The organism is Halobellus ordinarius (assembly GCF_031823395.1).
In the GTDB taxonomy this organism is placed as follows: Archaea; Halobacteriota; Halobacteria; order Halobacteriales; family Haloferacaceae; genus Haloquadratum; species Haloquadratum ordinarius.
On the sequence record NZ_JAVQKJ010000005.1, the window covers coordinates 444,177 to 462,537 of the forward strand.

Annotated in this window: 18 protein-coding genes; 11 read left to right on the forward strand and 7 right to left on the reverse strand. The window is 67.2% G+C overall.

What is annotated here, in order from left to right; translation table 11 throughout:
- The first annotated feature begins 17 nt into the window (after positions 1-17).
- Positions 18-773, forward strand: a complete 756-nt coding sequence (locus RJT48_RS08945) for a hypothetical protein (protein ID WP_311171917.1) — start codon at positions 18-20, stop codon at positions 771-773.
- A gap of 83 nt (positions 774-856) precedes the next feature.
- Positions 857-2,155: a glycosyltransferase gene (locus tag RJT48_RS08950; RefSeq protein ID WP_311171918.1), complete on the forward strand. Its 1,299-nt coding sequence runs from the start codon at positions 857-859 to the stop codon at positions 2,153-2,155.
- Between the two features lie 109 nt (positions 2,156-2,264).
- Here RJT48_RS08950 and RJT48_RS08955 read toward each other — a convergent pair whose 3' ends face one another.
- Complete coding sequence (locus tag RJT48_RS08955) at positions 2,265-3,833, reverse strand: spermidine synthase (protein ID WP_311171919.1); 1,569 nt, start codon at positions 3,831-3,833, stop codon at positions 2,265-2,267.
- A 134-nt stretch (positions 3,834-3,967) separates the two neighbouring features.
- Here RJT48_RS08955 and RJT48_RS08960 point away from each other — a divergent pair, with 134 nt between their 5' ends.
- Positions 3,968-4,402 carry a universal stress protein gene (locus RJT48_RS08960; RefSeq protein ID WP_311171920.1) on the forward strand — a complete coding sequence of 145 codons (435 nt, stop codon included), beginning with the start codon at positions 3,968-3,970 and terminating at the stop codon, positions 4,400-4,402.
- 37 nt (positions 4,403-4,439) lie between these two features.
- On the opposite strand, the gene msrB is transcribed toward RJT48_RS08960, so the two are convergent.
- From msrB to RJT48_RS08975, 3 genes are all read right to left on the reverse strand, one after another.
- Positions 4,440-4,847, reverse strand: a complete 408-nt coding sequence (gene msrB / locus RJT48_RS08965; protein WP_311171921.1) for a peptide-methionine (R)-S-oxide reductase MsrB — start codon at positions 4,845-4,847, stop codon at positions 4,440-4,442.
- A 73-nt stretch (positions 4,848-4,920) separates the two neighbouring features.
- Positions 4,921-5,340 carry a DUF8057 family protein gene (locus RJT48_RS08970; RefSeq protein ID WP_311171922.1) on the reverse strand — a complete coding sequence of 140 codons (420 nt, stop codon included), beginning with the start codon at positions 5,338-5,340 and terminating at the stop codon, positions 4,921-4,923.
- Position 5,341: 1 nt separating this feature from the next.
- Positions 5,342-6,043 carry an RAD55 family ATPase gene (locus RJT48_RS08975; protein ID WP_311171923.1) on the reverse strand — a complete coding sequence of 234 codons (702 nt, stop codon included), beginning with the start codon at positions 6,041-6,043 and terminating at the stop codon, positions 5,342-5,344.
- 202 nt (positions 6,044-6,245) lie between these two features.
- On the opposite strand from RJT48_RS08975, the gene RJT48_RS08980 reads away from it, so the two are divergent.
- Entirely contained in the window at positions 6,246-7,289 is a 1,044-nt protein-coding gene (locus tag RJT48_RS08980) for an NAD(P)/FAD-dependent oxidoreductase (RefSeq protein ID WP_311171980.1), read from the forward strand.
- A 67-nt stretch (positions 7,290-7,356) separates the two neighbouring features.
- The gene (locus RJT48_RS08985; protein WP_311171924.1) at positions 7,357-8,136 is read left to right on the forward strand and encodes a CehA/McbA family metallohydrolase; all 780 of its coding nucleotides are present in this window, start codon (positions 7,357-7,359) and stop codon (positions 8,134-8,136) included.
- Positions 8,137-8,240: 104 nt separating this feature from the next.
- Here the strand turns inward: RJT48_RS08985 and RJT48_RS08990 are convergent, their stop codons facing one another.
- On the reverse strand, positions 8,241-9,209 hold the full coding sequence (locus RJT48_RS08990) for a VOC family protein (RefSeq protein ID WP_311171925.1): 969 nt from the start codon (positions 9,207-9,209) through the stop codon (positions 8,241-8,243).
- Between the two features lie 187 nt (positions 9,210-9,396).
- Here RJT48_RS08990 and RJT48_RS08995 point away from each other — a divergent pair, with 187 nt between their 5' ends.
- Entirely contained in the window at positions 9,397-10,056 is a 660-nt protein-coding gene (locus RJT48_RS08995; RefSeq protein ID WP_311171926.1) for a helix-turn-helix domain-containing protein, read from the forward strand.
- 9 nt (positions 10,057-10,065) lie between these two features.
- On the opposite strand, the gene ahbB is transcribed toward RJT48_RS08995, so the two are convergent.
- On the reverse strand, positions 10,066-11,196 hold the full coding sequence (ahbB, locus tag RJT48_RS09000; protein ID WP_311171927.1) for a siroheme decarboxylase subunit beta: 1,131 nt from the start codon (positions 11,194-11,196) through the stop codon (positions 10,066-10,068).
- Between the two features lie 216 nt (positions 11,197-11,412).
- Here ahbB and RJT48_RS09005 point away from each other — a divergent pair, with 216 nt between their 5' ends.
- From RJT48_RS09005 to RJT48_RS09020, 4 genes are all read left to right on the forward strand, one after another.
- The gene (locus RJT48_RS09005; protein ID WP_311171928.1) at positions 11,413-12,486 is read left to right on the forward strand and encodes an anthranilate phosphoribosyltransferase; all 1,074 of its coding nucleotides are present in this window, start codon (positions 11,413-11,415) and stop codon (positions 12,484-12,486) included.
- Positions 12,487-12,602: 116 nt separating this feature from the next.
- Entirely contained in the window at positions 12,603-12,932 is a 330-nt protein-coding gene (locus RJT48_RS09010) for a cupin domain-containing protein (protein WP_311171929.1), read from the forward strand.
- A gap of 113 nt (positions 12,933-13,045) precedes the next feature.
- Entirely contained in the window at positions 13,046-14,083 is a 1,038-nt protein-coding gene (locus RJT48_RS09015) for a beta-ribofuranosylaminobenzene 5'-phosphate synthase family protein (RefSeq protein ID WP_311171930.1), read from the forward strand.
- Between the two features lie 24 nt (positions 14,084-14,107).
- Positions 14,108-14,944 (forward strand): RAD55 family ATPase, encoded by an 837-nt coding sequence (locus RJT48_RS09020; RefSeq protein ID WP_311171931.1) that lies wholly within the window; start codon positions 14,108-14,110, stop codon positions 14,942-14,944.
- Between the two features lie 32 nt (positions 14,945-14,976).
- Here RJT48_RS09020 and RJT48_RS09025 read toward each other — a convergent pair whose 3' ends face one another.
- Entirely contained in the window at positions 14,977-17,430 is a 2,454-nt protein-coding gene (locus RJT48_RS09025; RefSeq protein ID WP_311171932.1) for a hybrid sensor histidine kinase/response regulator, read from the reverse strand.
- Positions 17,431-17,519: 89 nt separating this feature from the next.
- Here RJT48_RS09025 and RJT48_RS09030 point away from each other — a divergent pair, with 89 nt between their 5' ends.
- Positions 17,520-18,311, forward strand: coding sequence for a VOC family protein (locus RJT48_RS09030; RefSeq protein WP_311171933.1), 792 nt, complete (start codon positions 17,520-17,522; stop codon positions 18,309-18,311).
- Positions 18,312-18,361 lie beyond the last annotated feature (50 nt).

Below are 18,361 nucleotides of genomic sequence, written 5' to 3' on the forward strand. Positions count from 1 at the left end.
ACCGCTCGGTTGTCAGTGTGAGTGTATCAGTCGTTGACACGATCAGGGGAATGGCGAACCGGGCGAACCCGGCGTTCGGGGCGGGGGCGGTGCTCGTTCCGCTGGCGCTTTTCGTCGGTGCGGTCCTGTTCGGAACCGTCGAACAGCTCACGTACGTCCACGTGATGGCGGGGGTGCTGTGGACAGGTATCGACCTCTTTATGGCGATGGTGTTGGGGCCGGTGCTCGGCGGGCTGGCCGTCGAACAGCGCGCTGCGGTGTTTCAGCGGTTCACGCCGAAGATGACTTTCCTGATGCCGACGCTCGCGTTCACCACCATCTTCGGCGGGATGGTGCTGGCGGCGGAGATGGGACTGCTCCCCGGGCTCGCGGCGTGGGGCGGGCTGTTCTCGGTCGTGGCGATGGGGCTCGCGCTGGCGGCCGTCGGCTACCAGTTCGACTCGTTCACCGACCCGCGGTGGCTCGCGCTCTTCGTCGTCATCGTCGGCGGCGGCGCCGTCTCACTCGTGGCGAACCTCGGCAGCTTCGCGATGCCGGGGGTCCCGATTCTGGTGGCGCTCGGCATCGTGAGCGTGCTCACGATCCTCGGGTTCGGCGTACTGCTCCCCGGCGAGGCGCGGATGTATCTGGAGATGACGTCAGAAAGTCCCGACACCGACCTCATCGCCTCGATCGGGATGCGAAACGCGAAGCTGAGCGGGGTACAGGGCGTCCTTCAACTCAGCATCGTCGCCGTGATGGTCTACATCCGCTGGGGCGGTCTCGGGTTCTGAGCCGGTAGATTTCGGCCGTTCTTGCGGTTTTGACCCGCGCCAAAAGACACATAAAACCGGAGAGAGACCTTCCGGCGAGTCCAATGTCCCCGACCGTAGCTGTCGCGCACTACCCCGAGGGTGCGGGACACGCGACGCGGATGTTAGCCATCGCCGAAGCCATCGAGTCCGCCGGCGGATCGGTGCGGATGGCGGGCGGCGGCGCCGGCCGCGAGTTCGTCGCGCTCAACGGCTACGACGAGTTCGAGCCGACGAACGTCGACTACATCGACGCCTACCAGAACGGGTCGGTGTGGCAGGCCACGAAGCGGAGCCTCCCGGCGAGCCTGGGCCGGATCGCGGACTACCAGGCCTGGCTGTCGACGACCGAGCCGGACGCTTTGGTCACCGACGATATGTTCGCCGCGATGGCGGCGACCCGGTGTGACGTCCCGCTGTACGTGCTGAAACACGATATGCCGGGCCTGTACGACGACTTCGCCGAGCGGACCGGCGCCCGGTTCCACACGCTCTTTCAGCTCTCCGCGGCGCGGGAGTTCTTCTACCCGGTTGTCTGGCCGGAGTCGGGCGCAGATCCGGCGGCGGCGACGCGGATCCCGCCGGTGGCTCTGGACGGTCAGCCGCCGGTTCGGAACGACGCCGACGTGGTGGTGGTGCCGAGCCACTACTCCTCGCTGTCCCGCGTCGCGGGCCACCTCCGCCGCCAGGGCTACGACGTCCTGAACGTCGCCGACGAGGGCTGGGAGCCGGTAGAGTCGCTCCTGCCGTACATCCGCGGCGCCGACGTCGTCGTCTGTTCGGGCTACTCGACGATTATGGACGCCGCGGTGGCCGGCACCCCGTGTGTCGTCCACCCGGCGACCGACGAGCAGGACGCCGTCGCCGACTGGCTCGAACGGTTCGACGTCGGCGGCTTTGCGGTCGCCCCCGACCCGATCGACGTCCTCGACGCCGTCGCCGACCCGCCGGCGGCCCCGGAGTTCCCGAACGGCGCGACCTTCATCGCGCGGAAGGTCCTCCTCGACCTGCAGGATCCGGACCCGTACGCGACGCCGGATGTCGACGAGGCCAACGCCGACGGGAACGCGACCGAGATCGCCGCCGACTCCCGCATCCGGTCCGTCGCGGCCGTCCCGACGCTCGCGGCGGTCTGTCTCGCGACGACCACGAGTCTCGCGGCACCCTCTCGTCTCGGCCGAAAGCTCCGGCGGACGGCGTCCGGCGTCGCGGGGGCGGGTCGAGGGGCTGCTGGGTGGACTGCCAGGGCGGGCCGCCGCCTCGCGAACGGGATCACGGCGGGGCTGGCCGCGACGGCCGACGGCTGTGTCGACGCGTTCGACCGCTGTCGACGGGCGATTCCGGGCCGGGTCGGACTGTCGTAGTCATTTTCTCGCTGTCGGCCTCGCAAGTGGGTCGGCGGCGTCGGCTGTCGTACTTAGTTCGTCGGCGTCAGCCTACCGCAATTAGTTCGTCGGCGTCAGACTGCCGCAATCAGTTCGTCGGCGTCGCGTTCTCCGCTCCCGATTCGTTCGCCCGGGTGCGCACGTACCGCTGGCCGACCATCCCGTCGAGGAGGCTGTCGACCGGCGCCCTGTCGTCCCGGAGGACCGGCACGTCGTCGGTGGGTTCGTCCCGGCGGTAAGACCGCAGGTCCGCCGAGAGGTCGATGCCGATGTCGCGCTTCTCGTTCCGCGCCTGCAGTTGTTCGCGGGTGAGGAGGGTCTCGTCTTTCGTCGCGACGACCTCGATGTTCTGGACGACCGGGCCGCCCGCGGTCGGGAAGCTGTAGACCCGCGGGAAGACCCGTTCCATCGTCTTGTACTCCGCGCGGTAGAACTCAGAGGCCGGCCCGCTCGGCGCGGAGATGATGTTCGCGAGCAACACGCCGTCGTCGTCGAGGCGCTCCGCGGCCAGCCGCATAAACTCGACCGTCGTCAACTGGAACGGCACGGTGTCCTTCCGGTAGGCGTCGAGGACGATGACGTCGTACGTGCGGTTCGTCTCCGCGAGATACTGCCGGCCGCCCCCGACGTGGACGTTCATCCGGGGGGAGTCGGGCACCCCGAAGTACTCGTCGGCCGCGTCGACGACGGCGGGATCGAGTTCGACGACGTCGACGGTGACGTTCGGATACCGCTCGTGGAAGATCCGCGGGCCGGTGAAGCCGCCGCCGCCGACGAACAGGACGCGGTCGACGTCGTCGGTGAAAAGCAGGGGCGCGTGGAAGTACCGGGTGTACTCGAAGACGTGTCGCGTGGGATCCTCTCGATCCATCGCGCTGTGCGGCTGGCCGTCGAGGTAGAGCGTCCGCGTGTCGTCCCGGTCGACGACGCGCAGTTCCTGATACGCGGTCTGGGTTCCGTAGACGGTGTCGCCGGTCACCCCCGGGCCGACCCCGCCGACGGCCGCGGCCGCGACGAGCGCGACGGCGACCACGCCCACACGGAGGCCCGAATGGCCCCGAAGATCCGGCGCGCCGACGGCGGCCGCGGCCGAGACGGCCGACAGTCCCAGCACGAGACCGATCTGGGGGACCGAGAGCGTCGGGACCAGGACGTACGTGGTCGCGAACGCGCCGACGATGCTCCCGACGGTGCCCACCGCGTAGACGTGACCGGCGGTGGCGCCGACGTCGCCGCCGGCGAGTTCCGCCGCGTAGGGGCTCACGTACCCCAGCAGGTACGTCGGCGGGCCGAAGAGGATCGTGATCGCCGGCAGCGACGCGAACTGGCTCGGCAGCGGGAACACGTCGGTCGACTGGACGACCAGATCGCCGAAGAGGACGACGCCGGCGACGTACAGCGCCGTCACGAGAAAGACGCCCACGAGACGGCTGTGAGAGGCGTTCGACGCCGCGCGCTTCCCGCCGCGGTGGTAGCCCAGGCTGAGCGCCGCCAGGAAGACGCCGATGATGCCGCCCCAGGTGTAGATGCTGTTACCGAACTCCGGGGCGAGGATCCGCCCGGCGAGGATCTCGAGGCCCATACTCGTGACGCCGGAGACGAAGACGGCGGTCTCGGGGCGTGTCGGGAGCCGATCCGGAACCAGCCGCGAGTGCATTGTGCGAACGGACGGGGTCGACCGCCTTCAACGCCGCGGCCGCGGTCGCAGTCGCGACGAGTCACACCGGCGTCCGGATCGAGACGAGAAAGGAGGATATAGGGTGCCGCGGCTGAAAGGGCCGATAGAACCATATGTTCGAGCGAATCTTGTTGCCCACTGACGGGACCAACTCGATGGAGACGGTTATCGAGGCCGCCGCCGACATCGCCGGGCGACGCGACGCCGAGGTGCACATCCTCTACGTCGTCGACGACCGGGCGTTCCTCACGCTACAGGACGAAATGAAGACCGAGGTCCTCTCGGAGCTGAAAGGCGAGGGCGAGGCGGCAACCGACCGTGCCGCGACACGGCTTCGGGAGGCCGGCATCGACGTCGAAACCACGATCCGACAGGGCGATCCGGCCGACCAGATCCTCGCCCACGAGAAGAAACTCGGCGCCGACCTGATCACGATGGGCACGCGCCGCGGCGACTACACCAAGAACCTGATGGGGAGCGTCTCCCAGAAAGTCGTCGCTCGAGCGTCGGCGCCCGTGCTGACGGTGAACCTCGCGAGCGACGAGTAACCGCCGAGAGCGCTCTCAGTCGGCCGGTGTCGGACCCTCACTCCTCGGGGTCGAAGTCTAGGGCCGCGGAGTTGATGCAGTACCGCTGCCCGGTCGGTTCGGGGCCGTCGTCGAAGACGTGTCCCAGGTGCCCGCCGCAGTTGCTGCACAGCACCTCGGTGCGGCGCATCCCGTGGCTGGTATCAATCTCAGTCTCGACCGCGTCCTCGTTGGCGTCGAAGAAGGAGGGCCACCCCGTACCGGAGCCGAACTTCGTCTCGCTGTCGAAAAGCGCTGCGCCGCAGCCGGCACACCGGAACGTGCCGTCCTCGTCGACGTCGAGGTACTCGCCGCTGAACTTCGGTTCCGTCCCGCGTTCGCGCAGGATCCGGTACTCCTCGTCGGTGAGTCGCTCTCGCCACTCCGAGTCCGAGTCCGGAAGGTCCTCGATCGTTTCGTCTGACATGGGTGTCCTTTGAACCGGAGAGATAAGAACTCCCGGCCCGGCCGGGGCGGCAGTTAGCCCGCGACCGGATCCCTCACTCCTCGTCGCGCGTGAGCAGGGACGGCAGCCGGAGCTTTTCGAGGTCGTCGACGTCGAAGCCGTCGAGCAGCGACGGGCGGTCGACCGCGTCGGGGATCTCCGAGGGGTGTCCCTGCTCCGTCGAGAGCGACTCCGGCGGCGGCGACGGCGAATCGGCGGTCTCGATGAGCGTCTCCCAGGTCGCCTCGTCTGACTCGTGGTGGGGACGGACGTCCTGCACCTTCCGTTTGCCCTCCTGAAAGGCTAAATCGAGGACGCTCCGCTCGTAGGCGCTGGAGGCCAGCTCCCGGATCCGCGACCGTTCCTCCGGGTAGCGGTGGCCCAGTTCCGCGGAGATGCCGAGGGCGTACATCCGCCGGATCGCCTCGTCGCCCGAGAGCGACTCCCAGTCGGTGTCGAAGGCGCGTTCGTACATCTCAGAAGTCTACGCGTTTGGTCGGATCGACGACCAGTCCCTCGTCGGTGAACCGTAGCGACCGGATGTCACAGTCGATATCGGTGCCGCGCATCTTCACCACCTGTATCCCCCGCGTCATTCCCGTCGCTTCCAGGTAGTTGTGGAAGAAGACCACGCCGTGCGCGAGGTAGTGTTCGTCGGAGTAGGCGCTCGGATCGGTCATCTCGGAGATGAGAAGCGTCGTCGCGCTGCAGCTTTTCAGCGCCGTGAGAAAGCGCGTCATCTCCTCGTCGCCGTCCGCGAAGAGCAGCTCTAAGAGCATCGTCGAATCGATCACCAGCCGATCGATCTCCCGGGTGTTGACGAACGCGACGATCTTGTCCGCGAGACTCTGTGCACCCGAGTTTCCACTCTGTGAAAACTGATTCAGGAGGCGTTCGCCCTTGTTGCTCGCCAGGTTGACGTAGCGGAACTGCTCGGAGTTCGCGAGGGTCTCGAAGCCGAACTCGAAGTTCGACATATCGTCGACGAGTTCCTCGCGCGATTCGTGCATCGTGACGTACAGACAGTCCTCGCCGTTCCGGAGCCCCTCGGCGACGAACTGCGCTGTGAAGGTCGTCTTGCCGCTTCCCGGCGGCCCCGACAACACGTACAGCCGTCCCGGCAGGAACCCCCCCTGGATCAGATGATCGAAGCCGCTGACCCCACTCGGAATCCGCATACTCGCAACTCACCCGTCTCCGGTTTAACCGTTCCGTCCCGGTTTTCACCGAGCGTAACGCCAGCCGTCGGCCTCGATCCACGACCGGCCGATCGAAAGCGACTGTCGGAACCCAGCCAGAACGGTGAAGCACGTCGCGTCCGTCGCTCCGTTCGTGACTCAACGAGCCGATCCCTCGGGCCCGTCGGCGACCGACGAGCCGATGCGTGTCGGAATCGTCGGTGCGGGTGCAGCCGGTTCCGGTGCGGCGTACGCCCTCCGAGACGCAGACGCCACGGTGACGATCGTCGAGAAGAGCGGCGGCGTGTGTGGCCGTGCAGCGACTCGCCGGAAGCACGGCTGTCACTACGACTACGGCGCGAACTACCTGAAGGAGGCCGACGACCGGACGGCGTCGTTGCTCTCGTCGCTCGGGACCGACGGCCTGGTCGATATCGAATCGCCGGTCTGGACGTTCGACGGCGCAGGCGACATCGCGGCCGGTGACGACCGGAGCAGTCACAAGTGGACGTGGACCGAAGGGATGACGCAACTGGCCAAACGCCTCCTCGCCCGGACCGACGCGACCGTCCACCGTCGGACCCGGGTCACGGAACTCACCCGCGACGGTGGTTCGGACACCAGCCGGCGCCGCTGGACCCTTGTCGACGAGGACGGGGAGCGATACGGCCCGTTCGACGTGGTGCTGCTGACGCCGCCGGCACCGCAGACGGCCGAGTTGCTCCGTGCGACCGACTGGCCGGACGACCGCCTGGACCGGCTCCGCGACGCCGTCGAGGCTGTTCCGTATCGGACGATCAGAACGGTCGTCCTCCACTACCCGTTCCGGGAGTCGTATCCCTGGTACGGCCTCGTGAACACGGACAAAGCGCACGCAATCGGCTGGCTCTCTCGCGAGGAGTGCAAGGACGGCCACGTGCCGGACGGCGAGAGCCTCCTGATCGTCCAGATGGGCCCGGAGTGGTCGACCGCCCGCTACGACGAGGGGCTCGACGATATTCTCCCCGACGTGACGGAACGCGTGGCGGCGTTGCTCGACGACGATCGATACCGCGACCCCGACTGGATCGACGACCAGGGCTGGCGCTACGCGCTCCCGGACTCCGGGCTCGAGACCGCCGCTGGGGCCGCGACCGACGCCGGACTGTACGTGGCTGGTGATTGGGTCGCCGGCGAGGGCCGGGTCGAGCGCGCACTCTGGAACGGCCACGAGACCGGCGAGCGGATCAAAGAGGCGAACTGGTAACCCGCGGGAGTACACCACCGAATGCCGTGGAGACAGCCTTTACTACCGTCGACACCAACAGTAGGTAGTGTCGCTCACCGTCAGAATCGATCCGCACGTCCATTCGGACGCCTCATACGACGGCACGGATCCCGTCGAGCTCCTGCTGGAGCAGGCCGCCGAGATCGGCCTCGACGCCGTCGTGGTCACCGATCACGACGTCATCCACGAATCCGTCCGCGCCGCGGAGTTGGCGCCGCAGTACGGCCTCGTAGGCATTCCGGGCGTCGAGGTCTCGACCGCCGACGGGCACCTGCTGGCGCTCGGGATCGAGGAGATGCCCCCGCGGCGGGCGCCGATGGCCGAGACGGCCGCCTGGGTGCGCGAACGGGGCGGCACCTCGATCGTGCCCCATCCGTTCCAGCGGAGCCGTCACGGCGTCCGGAAGCGGCGACTGCAGGGCGTCGAGCCCGACGCCATCGAGGTGTACAACTCCTGGGCGTTCACTGGCTGGAAGAACCGCCGGGCGCGCCGGTACGCGGAGGCGTACGGCTATCCCGGCGTCGCCGGGAGCGACGCGCACAAGGTCGGGTACGTCGGCCGCGCGTACACCGAAATCGGGATCGACGGCGTCTCCCGGGCGGAGCTGACGGCCGACGTGATTCTGTCGGCGCTGGGCGACGGCGCGACCCGCGTCGAGGGACGACGGACACCGATCCCGACGTCGGCGCGGCACTACGCCGGGGCGGGGGCGAGAAAGAGCAGCTTCTACGCGAAATACGGGGCCTACCGGAGCGGCGCGCTCGCGAAGATGGGTGCGCTCTCCGCTGCACGAACCCTCTATCGGGTTTCGCCGCTCTCCCAGTGAGTGGGGTTCGCGGGACGGCGTCCGTCGATATCGATCTAGCCGCTGAAGCCGAGGCTGGACTCTCCGACGGAAGGATAAAACAGAGTATGTGACGGATCAGATAGCTACACGTAGTCGATGCCGTCCCAGGTTGGACCGCCGCCGTGCCACTGGTGGTTCGTCGGGCCGCCGAGGGACCCCTCTTTCCACTCGATCGGCTCCCAGTCGGGCTCGAAGTTGAGGTACCCCGGACCGGCGAAAAGCTCCAGGCGGAGTTCGCTGGCGGGGTCTTTCACGTACATACAGTCCGCGCGCGTGATCGCGTGCATCGCCGGCCCGTTGCTGCGGTTGTTGATCTCGATGCCGTACTCGCTGCAGATGTCGGCCGCCGTCCAGAGGTCCTGGAGGCTGTCGAGGTGGAAGGCGACGTGGTGGAACTGCGTGGGGTCGTCCTCGCCCTCGCGGTGGATAGCAATGTCGTGCGGGAGCGGCGTGACCGCGTACCACCAGCCCCAGTACTCGCCGTTCTCGGCCTGATATCGTTCGTTCAGCTGGAAATTCAGCGTCTCGCGCAGCCACTCGTCGTGTTTGAACGCGTTCTCGCCGGGATCGTTCACGTGGATGTGGTCGATCCGGCGCGGGGCGATGCGGTTGCCGACGGCCTCGCTGTAGACGCGATTTCCGAGTCCCGACCGCTTGCCCTGGGGGGCGTCGGGCTTCTCGACGTCCCAGTAGAACTCGTAGTTGTGGCCGAACTTGGTGACGCGGATCGCCTCGCCGATGCCGTTCTCCTCGCCGGCCTCGACGTGGGTGATCTCCTCGCCGTCGGCTTTCAGTTGCTGTTCGAGTTCGTCCAGCGCCTCGGCGCTCTCGGTCCGGAACGCGAAGTGATCGACGCCCTGGTCCCCGCTTTCGGTGAGACTGAGCGTGTGGTGTTCCCAGTCACGCATTCCGCGAAGATAGGCCGTGTCACCGTCGCGTTCGGTGATCTGCATCCCCATCACCTCGTTGAAAAACCACAGCGATTCGTCGAGGTCGGGTGTGTGCGCTGCGACGTGTCCGAGTTTCGCGACAGGGGAGTTTCGTCGTTTCATTGGTGGCTTGCGTTTGCTCTCGTTGGGAGCAATTTTATCAGGCGTGGGTGAAGCGCAAGAAAACATTTTCCGGGAAGCCGATTATAGATCGAACCACGATATACGGGGATTTTTTACCTTGAACGGGGGGTCGCCGCCGGATCGAAGCCGAACGGTTCTTTGGATTCCCCTTCTTCTCGCCGGATATATGAGCGGCATCCGTGCAGAAATACACATCGGCTCTCCTGCCGACTGCCCGGCCGCACGGGCGTCGTCGGCAGCGGGCGGGGAGGCCTCGGCGGTGTCGAAATCCGTGCCACGGGACGCCGAGGAACCCATTACCGAGGAGTTCACCCTCAGTGCGGACGCACCGGCGGAGTCGGTCGAGGCGTCCGTCGACACGGATCTCCGCGAAGTGTTCGCCTCCGGCGAGAAACGCGTCTACCGGTTCGAACGGTCACAAACGCGCACGTGTCTCTGTGAGTGCATCGAGCAGTTCGACTGTCCGGTCCAGGGCATCTACTCCCGGGACGGCGAACTCACGGTCTCGTTTTACGCCCCCGACATCGACACCCTGCAGTCGGTAGTCGCACAACTCGACGAGCGGTGGTCGAACGTCGCCGTCCACCGGCTCATCCGATCGAACCACGACGAGGGCGACCAGGATCTCGTGTTGGTCGATCGGGGCGAACTCACCGATCGCCAGCGGGAAGTACTCCGGACTGCCCACGAGATGGGGTACTTCGAGCATCCGAAGCGCGCGAACGCCGGCGAGGTCGCTGCGGAACTCGGAATCGACCCCTCGACGTTCACCGAGCATCTCGCCGCCGCGCAGGGAAAACTGCTCTCGACGATTCTCGACACCTGACGCGAAACGTTACTGCCCGGACTCCGACCCGGCGCTCACGAGTTCGTCGTAGCGTGCGCCCGTCTGTTTCAGCGTCTCCGTCGAGTAGAGCCGCTCGTGCTCGAAGGGGAGGTAGTCGGCGGCGAGTTCGTCGATCTTGTCGTCGACGGCCGCGCCCTCGCGGCCGTGGATCATCGTAAAGAGGTTGTACGGCCATTCCTGGTCGGGGCGCCGCGGCCGGTGGTAACACAGCGTCACGTAGGGCAGTTCGCCCACGGCCTCCCCCCGGGCGTCGAGTTCCTCGTCCGGGACGTCCCAGACCACCATACAGTTCGCGTCGAAGCCGGTGACGATGTGGTTGACCACACAGCCGACGCGCTTGATGCAGCCGTCCGCAAGCAGCCGTTCGACGGCGGCGACGACCGCGTCGACGTCGGCGTCGATCGCGTCGGCGACGTCGCGGTACGGCGTCGCCGTGAGCGGAAAGCCCTCCTGAATCTCGACGAGCAGCGCGGCCTCCAGTTCGGAGAGCCCGCCGACGGCGTCCTCGGAGATCCGTGTCGCCGAGGCATCAGTGCCGTCGAAACCATCGCCCCCTGCGGTCGCGCTCGCCGCGTCGTCGGTGGCTGCAGGCGCCGATGTTCCGTCGGCTCCCGCGTGCGTCTCGCGCGCGAACGAGTCGTCGTTGACGACGGGGAACTCCAGATCGATGTAGTAGTCCGTTCGCATCGGGAGGTTCAGCACCGAACAGCCGGTCTTCGATTCGATCTCCGCGAGGATCGAATCGCGCTTCTCGCGGGAGGCGGCGGTGACGACGAACCACATATTCCACTCGTGGTCGCGGCGGTAGTTGTGGTTCACCTGCCGGTAGCCGTTGATGATCTCGGCGATCTCCGAAAAGCGATCCTCGGGCGCCGCGACGGCCGCGAGCGTGGAACTCCCGATGACCGGCGGATTCAACACCGCGCCGAAGCGGCGGAAGATACCCCGCTCGCGGAGCCGACGGACCCGATCGAGTGCCTCGCCCTCGTCGATCCCGAGGTCGTCGGCGACGACGCGGAACGGCCGCTCGACGACGGGAAAGCCGCTCTGGTACTCGTCGACGAGCGCGGCGTCGACGTCGTCGAGGTCGGCGCGCCAGTCGTCTTCCAGCGTACTCATTACCCGTCTTTTGGACCGGACGAACCTACCTATTTCGGCCTCGTGCCGCGGGGAGACCCAGCACCTACTGAGAGCCAACAGTTTGATACTAGTTACTCTCACTGTTTACCGCCGAGCGCCATCCCCGCCTTCGGCGCTCGGCGGGAAGAGACGAGAGTAATCAGTATGAGAATCAGGCGGGCCACTTTTGGCGATCCACCACCAACGGGTCGTTATATGGCGCAATCGCCGGAGACTGCCGAATTCGGGGAGTGGCCGCTGAAACGACTGATGACCGAGGTCGTCGGATCGGGCGTCAAGTCCGCCGAGGATATGACGCGCGAACAGGCGACGGACGCGATGCGGCGAATCCTCGCCGGCGAACCGGATCCCACGACGCTCGGCGCGTTCTGGATCGCCAACCGCTGGAAGCACAACGTCGCCGAGGAACTCGCCGCCTACGCCGACGTGATCGCCGAGGACGTCGTCTCGGCCGAACCCGACGCCGACCCGGTCGACTGCGGCGCGAACTACGACGGCAAGGGCGACACCGCGATTCTCGGCGCCGCAGCGGGCATCGTCGCCGCCGGTGCGGGCACGCCTGTCGTCGTCCACTCCGGGGACCGCGTCCCGACGCAGAAACAGGACGCGTACAAGCACGTGCTCGACGAACTCGGGATCCGTACCGAGATCGAACCGACCGAGAGCGCCGCGATGGTCGACGAGACCGGGTTCGGCTTCTACTACCAGCCGGAGTTCGCGCCGCACGTCGACGACCTGTGGGACCGCCGCGACCAGGTCGGCGTCCGCACGTTCGTCAACACCGTCGAAACGATCGCGAACCCGGCGAACGCCGACGTCCACCTGGGCTCCTTTTACCATCTTGCCTTCGCGAAGAAGGTCGTCGAGACCTTCGAGGGGATGGAGTCGGACGACCCCCGCCGGGTCGTGATGTTCCAGGGGATGGAGGGCTACGACGACATCCGGCCGGGCTACACGAAGGTCGGTGAGTGGACCGACGGCGAGTTCACCGACTACGAGATCGAGACGCCCGAGTACGGGATGGACTTCGAGTACGAGGACCTGGAAGTCGACCCCGAGGACGTCGCCGGCGACTCGGCGCGACTCACCGAGGAGATCCTCGCGGGCGAGCGCGAGGACCACTTCGCCGACGCGGTCGCGCTCAACGCCGCGTTCCGGATTTACGCCCGCGAGGACGCCGAGACGCTCGACGAGGGGCTCGAACTGGCCCGCGAGAGCATCGACTCCGGGGCTGCGGCCGCCGTCCTCGAAGACCTCCGCGCGTTCTGAAGGGCGTATTCTGGGGGCACATTCTCTCACCATCTGTCGACCGTCGGGGGAACCGGCGTCGTTCGCCAGCCACCGACAGCCAACAGTATATATACGATCCCGACCCAGGAGTGGGTATGTCCGAACTCGATCTGTACGACGAGGCGCGCGCGAACCTCGACCCCGCAGCGGGCGAGGTCACGACCGCGGAACTGGTGGTCACCGACGACGTGCTCGTGAAGGCGTTCGCGCTCGGCCCGGGTGCCGAACTCGACCCCCACGAACACGGAGAGAGCACGAACGTCTTCCACATCCTCGAAGGCGAGGTCGTCGTCGTCCGCGAGGACGAGGAAGAACTCGTTGCGGCGCCGGGTGTCGTCCGCCACGACCGCGGTGTCGAACACGGCGCGCGCAACGAGTCCGACGACGTCGCCCTCTTCACCGCGAGCCTCTGCCCGCTCCCCTAATCACGAGACAGCACCCGGGGTGTCGGATCGCGCCGGCGAAGCGCCGCTTCCGACACCGGGTCCGCTTGCCACCGTCGAAATCCCCAACCGCCCGCTCCCGGTAGCGGATAGTGATGAGACGCGCCCGCGTCGCGACCGGCGGCCGACTCCACTTCGGCTTCCAGAACCTGAGTCTGGCACACGAGCGCCTCTACGGCAGCCTCGGCGTCGCCCTCGACGAGCCCCGAACCGTCGTCGTCGCCGAGCCTGCGGATAGTGTCGAGTGTCGCGATACGACCGGGGGAGAAACCACAGCCGCGATCCGCCAGTACACCGAACGTGCGGTCGAGATCCTCGACGTTCCGGGCGCCGCGGTTCGCGTCGAATCGGCGCTCCCGCGGCACGTCGGTCTCGGCAGCGGGACGAAACTCGCGCTGTCGCTCCTCGAAGCGATCGGCCGCGCGTACGGCCGCGATCCGGACAGCCGGCGGCTGGCGCCGGAACTCGGTCGGGGCGGTCGGTCGGGGGTCGGCGTCGGAACCTTCCGCCGCGGCGGGTTCGTCGTCGACGCCGGTCACCCATCGGCACGGTTTACGCCCGATCGGCCGGCCGACGGCGCGTGGGAGGTGCCAGCGGTCAGCGTCCGGCGTGCGATCCCGGACGAGTGGCGGTTTCTGCTCGTCGTGCCCGACGTCGAACCGGGACGGAACGGCGACGACGAGGACGGAAGCATCCGCGCGGTAATTCAGCAGGCAGACCCGGGGGTCGCCGACCGGATCGCTGGCGAGGTGACCCGCCGACTGCTGCCGGCGGTCGCGGAAGAGGACGCAGTGCGCTTCGGTGCGGCGGTCGAGACCATCGGCCGCCTGAACGGGCAGTGGTACACGGACGAGCAGGGCGGCGTCTACCGGTCGCCGGTCGATCGCGTCGTGGACGCACTCGGCGATCACCCCGCGTGCTACGGTGTCGGCCAGTCCTCTTGGGGTCCCTGCGTTTACGCCGTCACCGACCGCGACCGTGCGGCGGCGGCCCGCGACGCCGGAGAGTCCGCGCTCGACGCCGCGGGCCTGGACGGCGAGGTACGTGTCGTCGCCTGCCGCAACGACGGCGCTACGGTTGACCTCACCGGGATTTCGGCGGGAGATCCGGCTCGGGGCGCCCGAAACGATTAACGGCGCCGGCGACGACGCTTCGGTATGGATCGCATCCCGTTCGGCGTCTCCCGCTTCGACGGCGTCGTCGACGGCGGCGCCCCACCCGGGACAGTGGTGCTCCTCGTCGGCGAACCCGGCGCCGGCGCGCGGGAGTTTATGTACACGAGCGTGACGATGAACGCGGTCGCTCACACCGACCGGGAGCTGTTCGACCTCCACTACGGCGACCTCCACGAGGACGCCACGCTCCCGCCGGAGGTCCATTATCTCTCGTTCACCGACGACGAGTCGAACATCCGCCGGGAGATCTCCTACGTGCTGGAGGACGACCTCGTCTCCGCGGCGGTCGACCGCGTCACGGTCCGCGACTTCTCCCCCGAGTATTTCCAGCTGAGCCCGGTCCCGCGGCAGTGGTATATGGGAGAGACGACCGCCCTCCGCGATCTGAGCGGCACGGAGGGCCGCACGGACGTCCTGACAGCACTCGGACAGTATCTCAACCGCCACGCGGCGGGGAACCTCGTCGTCATCGACTCGATCACGGATCTCGTGGCGGGCATCTCCGACGAGATGACGTGGAACGACATCGCGATGCTGGTTCGGGGACTCGCGAAGGCCGCACACGGCTGGGGTGGGCTCATCCTCGCGTACGTCAGCCGGGCGACGCTCGAACCCACCCAGCTGGGCCATCTGATGGACGCCGCCGACGGGACCCTCACCTTCGAGTGGGAGTCCGGGGGCTCGAAGCGCGCCCGGACGATGGTCGTCCAGGAGTTCCAGGGCGTGCTCTCGCAGATCGAACGCGAGAACATCGTCCGCTTCGAGACGGAGATCCACGAGGGCGGATTCGACGTGAGCGACGTGCGGAAGATCCGCTGAAGCGGGGAGAGGCGTCCCTGACCGCGCGTGCCTCACTCCTCGACGACGTCGACGCCGCGGATCTCGAACCGCGCGCCCCCGTCGGTCCCGTCGGTCGCGCGGATATCCCATCCGTGGGCCTCGGCGCACTGCTTGGCGATCGACAGCCCGAACCCCGTGCCATCGTCCGTCGTCGAGTAGCCGTACTCGAAGACGCGGTCGCGATCCTCGGGCGGGATTCCGGGTCCGTCGTCCTCGACGTAGAACCCGGGCTCGTCCGGAAGGAGGCCGACCGTCACCGTGGTGTCGTCGCCTCCGTGTTCGCCGGCGTCCCCGTGAGTGTCCGAACGGGGGCTCGTGGAGCCGTGCTCCACGGCGTCCTCCTGAGCGTCCGAAGGAGAGCTCGTCGAACCGTGTTCGACGGCGTCCCCGTGAGTGTCCGAACGGGAGCTCGTGGAGCCGTGCTCCACGGAGTTACTGAGGAGGTTCTCCAGCAACTGCCTGAGTTGCGTCTCGTCGGCACGGATCGTGACGTCTCCCGTGACATCCAGCGTCGCCCCGGTCGTATCGACGTTGTTCCAGGTCTGCTCGACGAACGGCGTCAGATCGATCGAGACCAACTCGACGGCCGTTTCGCGGTCGCGAGCGAGCGTCAGGAGGTCCTCGATCAGCGTCTCCATCCGCTCGTGAGCGCGGGCGACCCGATCGAGGTCGTCGCTGTCGCAGGACTCCCGGAAGAGTTCCAGCCCGCCTTTTGCCACGCTCAGCGGATTGCGGAGGTCGTGAGACACGACGCTCGCGAACTCCTGTAACCGGGCGTTCTGTCGTGTCAGTTCCCGCTCACGCTCGCGGAGCCGGTCGGTCCGCTGGACCTGTTCGAGCGCGGCTGCGAGCGTCACCGAGAGGAGTTCGCCGAGCACCACGTCGGCTTCGTCGAAGGCGTCAGGCGTCGACGACCCGGCGATCAGGATTCCGTGCTCGCCGAGCGGGAGGTGCAGTTCGCTCCGAATCGGCGTCTCCGGATTGTACTGGTCTTCGTCCGTTCGGATGTCGTCGATGGCGGTCGGCTCGCCCTGCTCGAACACGCGCCACGCGATACTCTCGTCGCCGGTGAACGTCGGCACTTCACCGATCAGATCGAAGACCTCGTCGGTGGCGGCAGCCGGAACCAACGCCCCGTCCTCGTGGAGGTGGATCGCGTTCGCATCGAGGCCCAGCACTGATGCCGCCGCCTCGACGCCGATCTCGGCGACCTTCTCGCGGGTTTCCGCCGCCATCAGCTCACGTGCCGTTCCGTTGAGCGCTTCGAGCCGCTCGGCGCGTTCCGTGCGGTCCGTGACGTCGTAGTACACCCACAGGTGGCCCTTGCCTTCCGGCAGTTCGATCGGGCGATAGTTCCGTTCGAGCGTGCGCCCGTCGTCGAATACCACCTCGTCGTTCCAGACGGGTTCTCCACCCCTGATGCGGCGATTGATCTCCGAAACGAACCCCTCCGGATCTTCGAGGCGGTCGCTCACCTCCCACGCGAACGCCTCGCAGTCGGCGCCGGCCATCTCCTCGGGCGATCCGGACAACTCGAACAGCTCGAACAGCCGCTCGTTGATCCGCAGTACGGAGCGGGTTTCGTCTTCTACGAGGATGCCGACCGGGAGCGTCTCGAAGAGCGAGGTCCGGACGGCGCTCGATCGACGGAGCTCCGCCTGCCGACGCCGTTCCTCGGTCACGTCCTCGAACTGCGAGAAGATGGTGATGACCTCGCCGTCCTCGTCGGTGACGACGTGGTTGTGCCACACACAGAGCCGCCGTTCGCCGTCCTTCCGGACGATTTCGTTGACGCTGTGGTAGCCCCCCTGATCCGCCAGCAGTTGCCGCTCTACCTCGGCGACGTGGCGCTTTTCTTCCTCGGGGACGATCGGCAGCCACGTCCCGCCCACGAGTTCGTCGGCGTCGTAGCCGGTGATCTCCGTTGCGGCCTCGTTTACCCGCACGATCTCGAAAGATTCGTCGTACTCGATGGTGCCCAGCGGCGACTGCTCGATGAACCGGGAGAGCCGCTTTTGGCTCTCGGCCAGCGCCCGCCGGGAGCGATGCTGTTCGACGGCGTTTTTGATCCGGTTCGCCAGGACGGTGTACTGGTCTGTCCCGGTCTCCTTCTGGAGGTAGTCGGTTACGCCGGCGGAAATGGCGTCGCTTGCGACTTCCTCGGAGCCCTTGCCGGTGAAGAGCACGAACGGGATCTCCGGATCGAGGTTTCGGATCCGTTCGAGTAGTTCGACCCCGTTCATCTCGGGCATCTCGTAGTCGCTGACGACGCAGTCGAAGGCGGTCGATTCGAACCGGTCGAGTGCCTCACTCGGACTCGTGGCGGTCTCCACAGAGAACGATTCGTCGATCCGCGTCAGGAACGACGCGGTCAGATCGACGAACGCGGGGTCGTCGTCGACGTGCAGGACCCGGATCTCGTCGGCGAACTCCGCAGAGAGATCCCCGATCCCCGTCTCGGCCATACTCCGTGTAGAGAAACGTGATAAAAATACCTTCGCACCGGTGCAAGCGAGGACCGTAGCTCTTTGGCCCTCGCGTTCGATTGTCGGGTATGCTCACGGCGCTCCGTCGGCTGGGACTCGAAGTCGCGGATCTCGATTCGGCCCGCGCGTTTTACGAGGAACGCTTGGGACTTGCTCCACAGACAGGCGACGGCGACGCGGCGTCGACAGATACCGGGGCGGAGGCCGTATCAGCCGTCGACTATGCGGTCGGAGCGACGACGCTCCGCCTCCGACGGCCGACCGATCGACCGCGCGGCGGGGTTCACACCCATTACGCGTTCGCGACGACCCCGGCGGCCTACGGCCGATGGGTGCAGCGACTCGCCGATCTCGATCCCGTCGAGTTCTCTTTCGGCACAACCGACTCCCTGTACGTCGACGATCCCGCGGGCCACTGCGTGGAGATCGGGAGCATCGATCGCAGCGGTGCGGGAGCGCACGAACACGGCGGGAGCGACGGAATCGGAGAGGACGACGACCCGGCCACCGGAGCGGCACCCCCACTCACGGGAATCTTCGAGGTGGTGCTGGAGGTGATCGATCTCGCGGCCGCCGAGGAGCGCTACCGACGGCTCGGATTCGAGGTCGTCGACCGCGGCGACGAACGGCGGCGGGTCCGGCTCTCGGGACCTGTCGACCTCGAACTGTGGGAGCCGCAACTGGGGATCGCCGACGGCCGCGGCGGGCTCCACGTGGACCTGGCGTTCGAGACCTCCAACCCCGACGCGGCGGTCGAGGCGGGCGCGCCCTGGCGGACGGGGCCGTACCCCGTCGACGGCGGTCTTCGGGTGGTTGACGACGACGGTCACGTGCTGACGTTTCTCCGGCCGGGGGAGTAGTAGACAGAGAACTCCCGCTCCGTGATGGACGGTCCGCCTCGCGGACGACC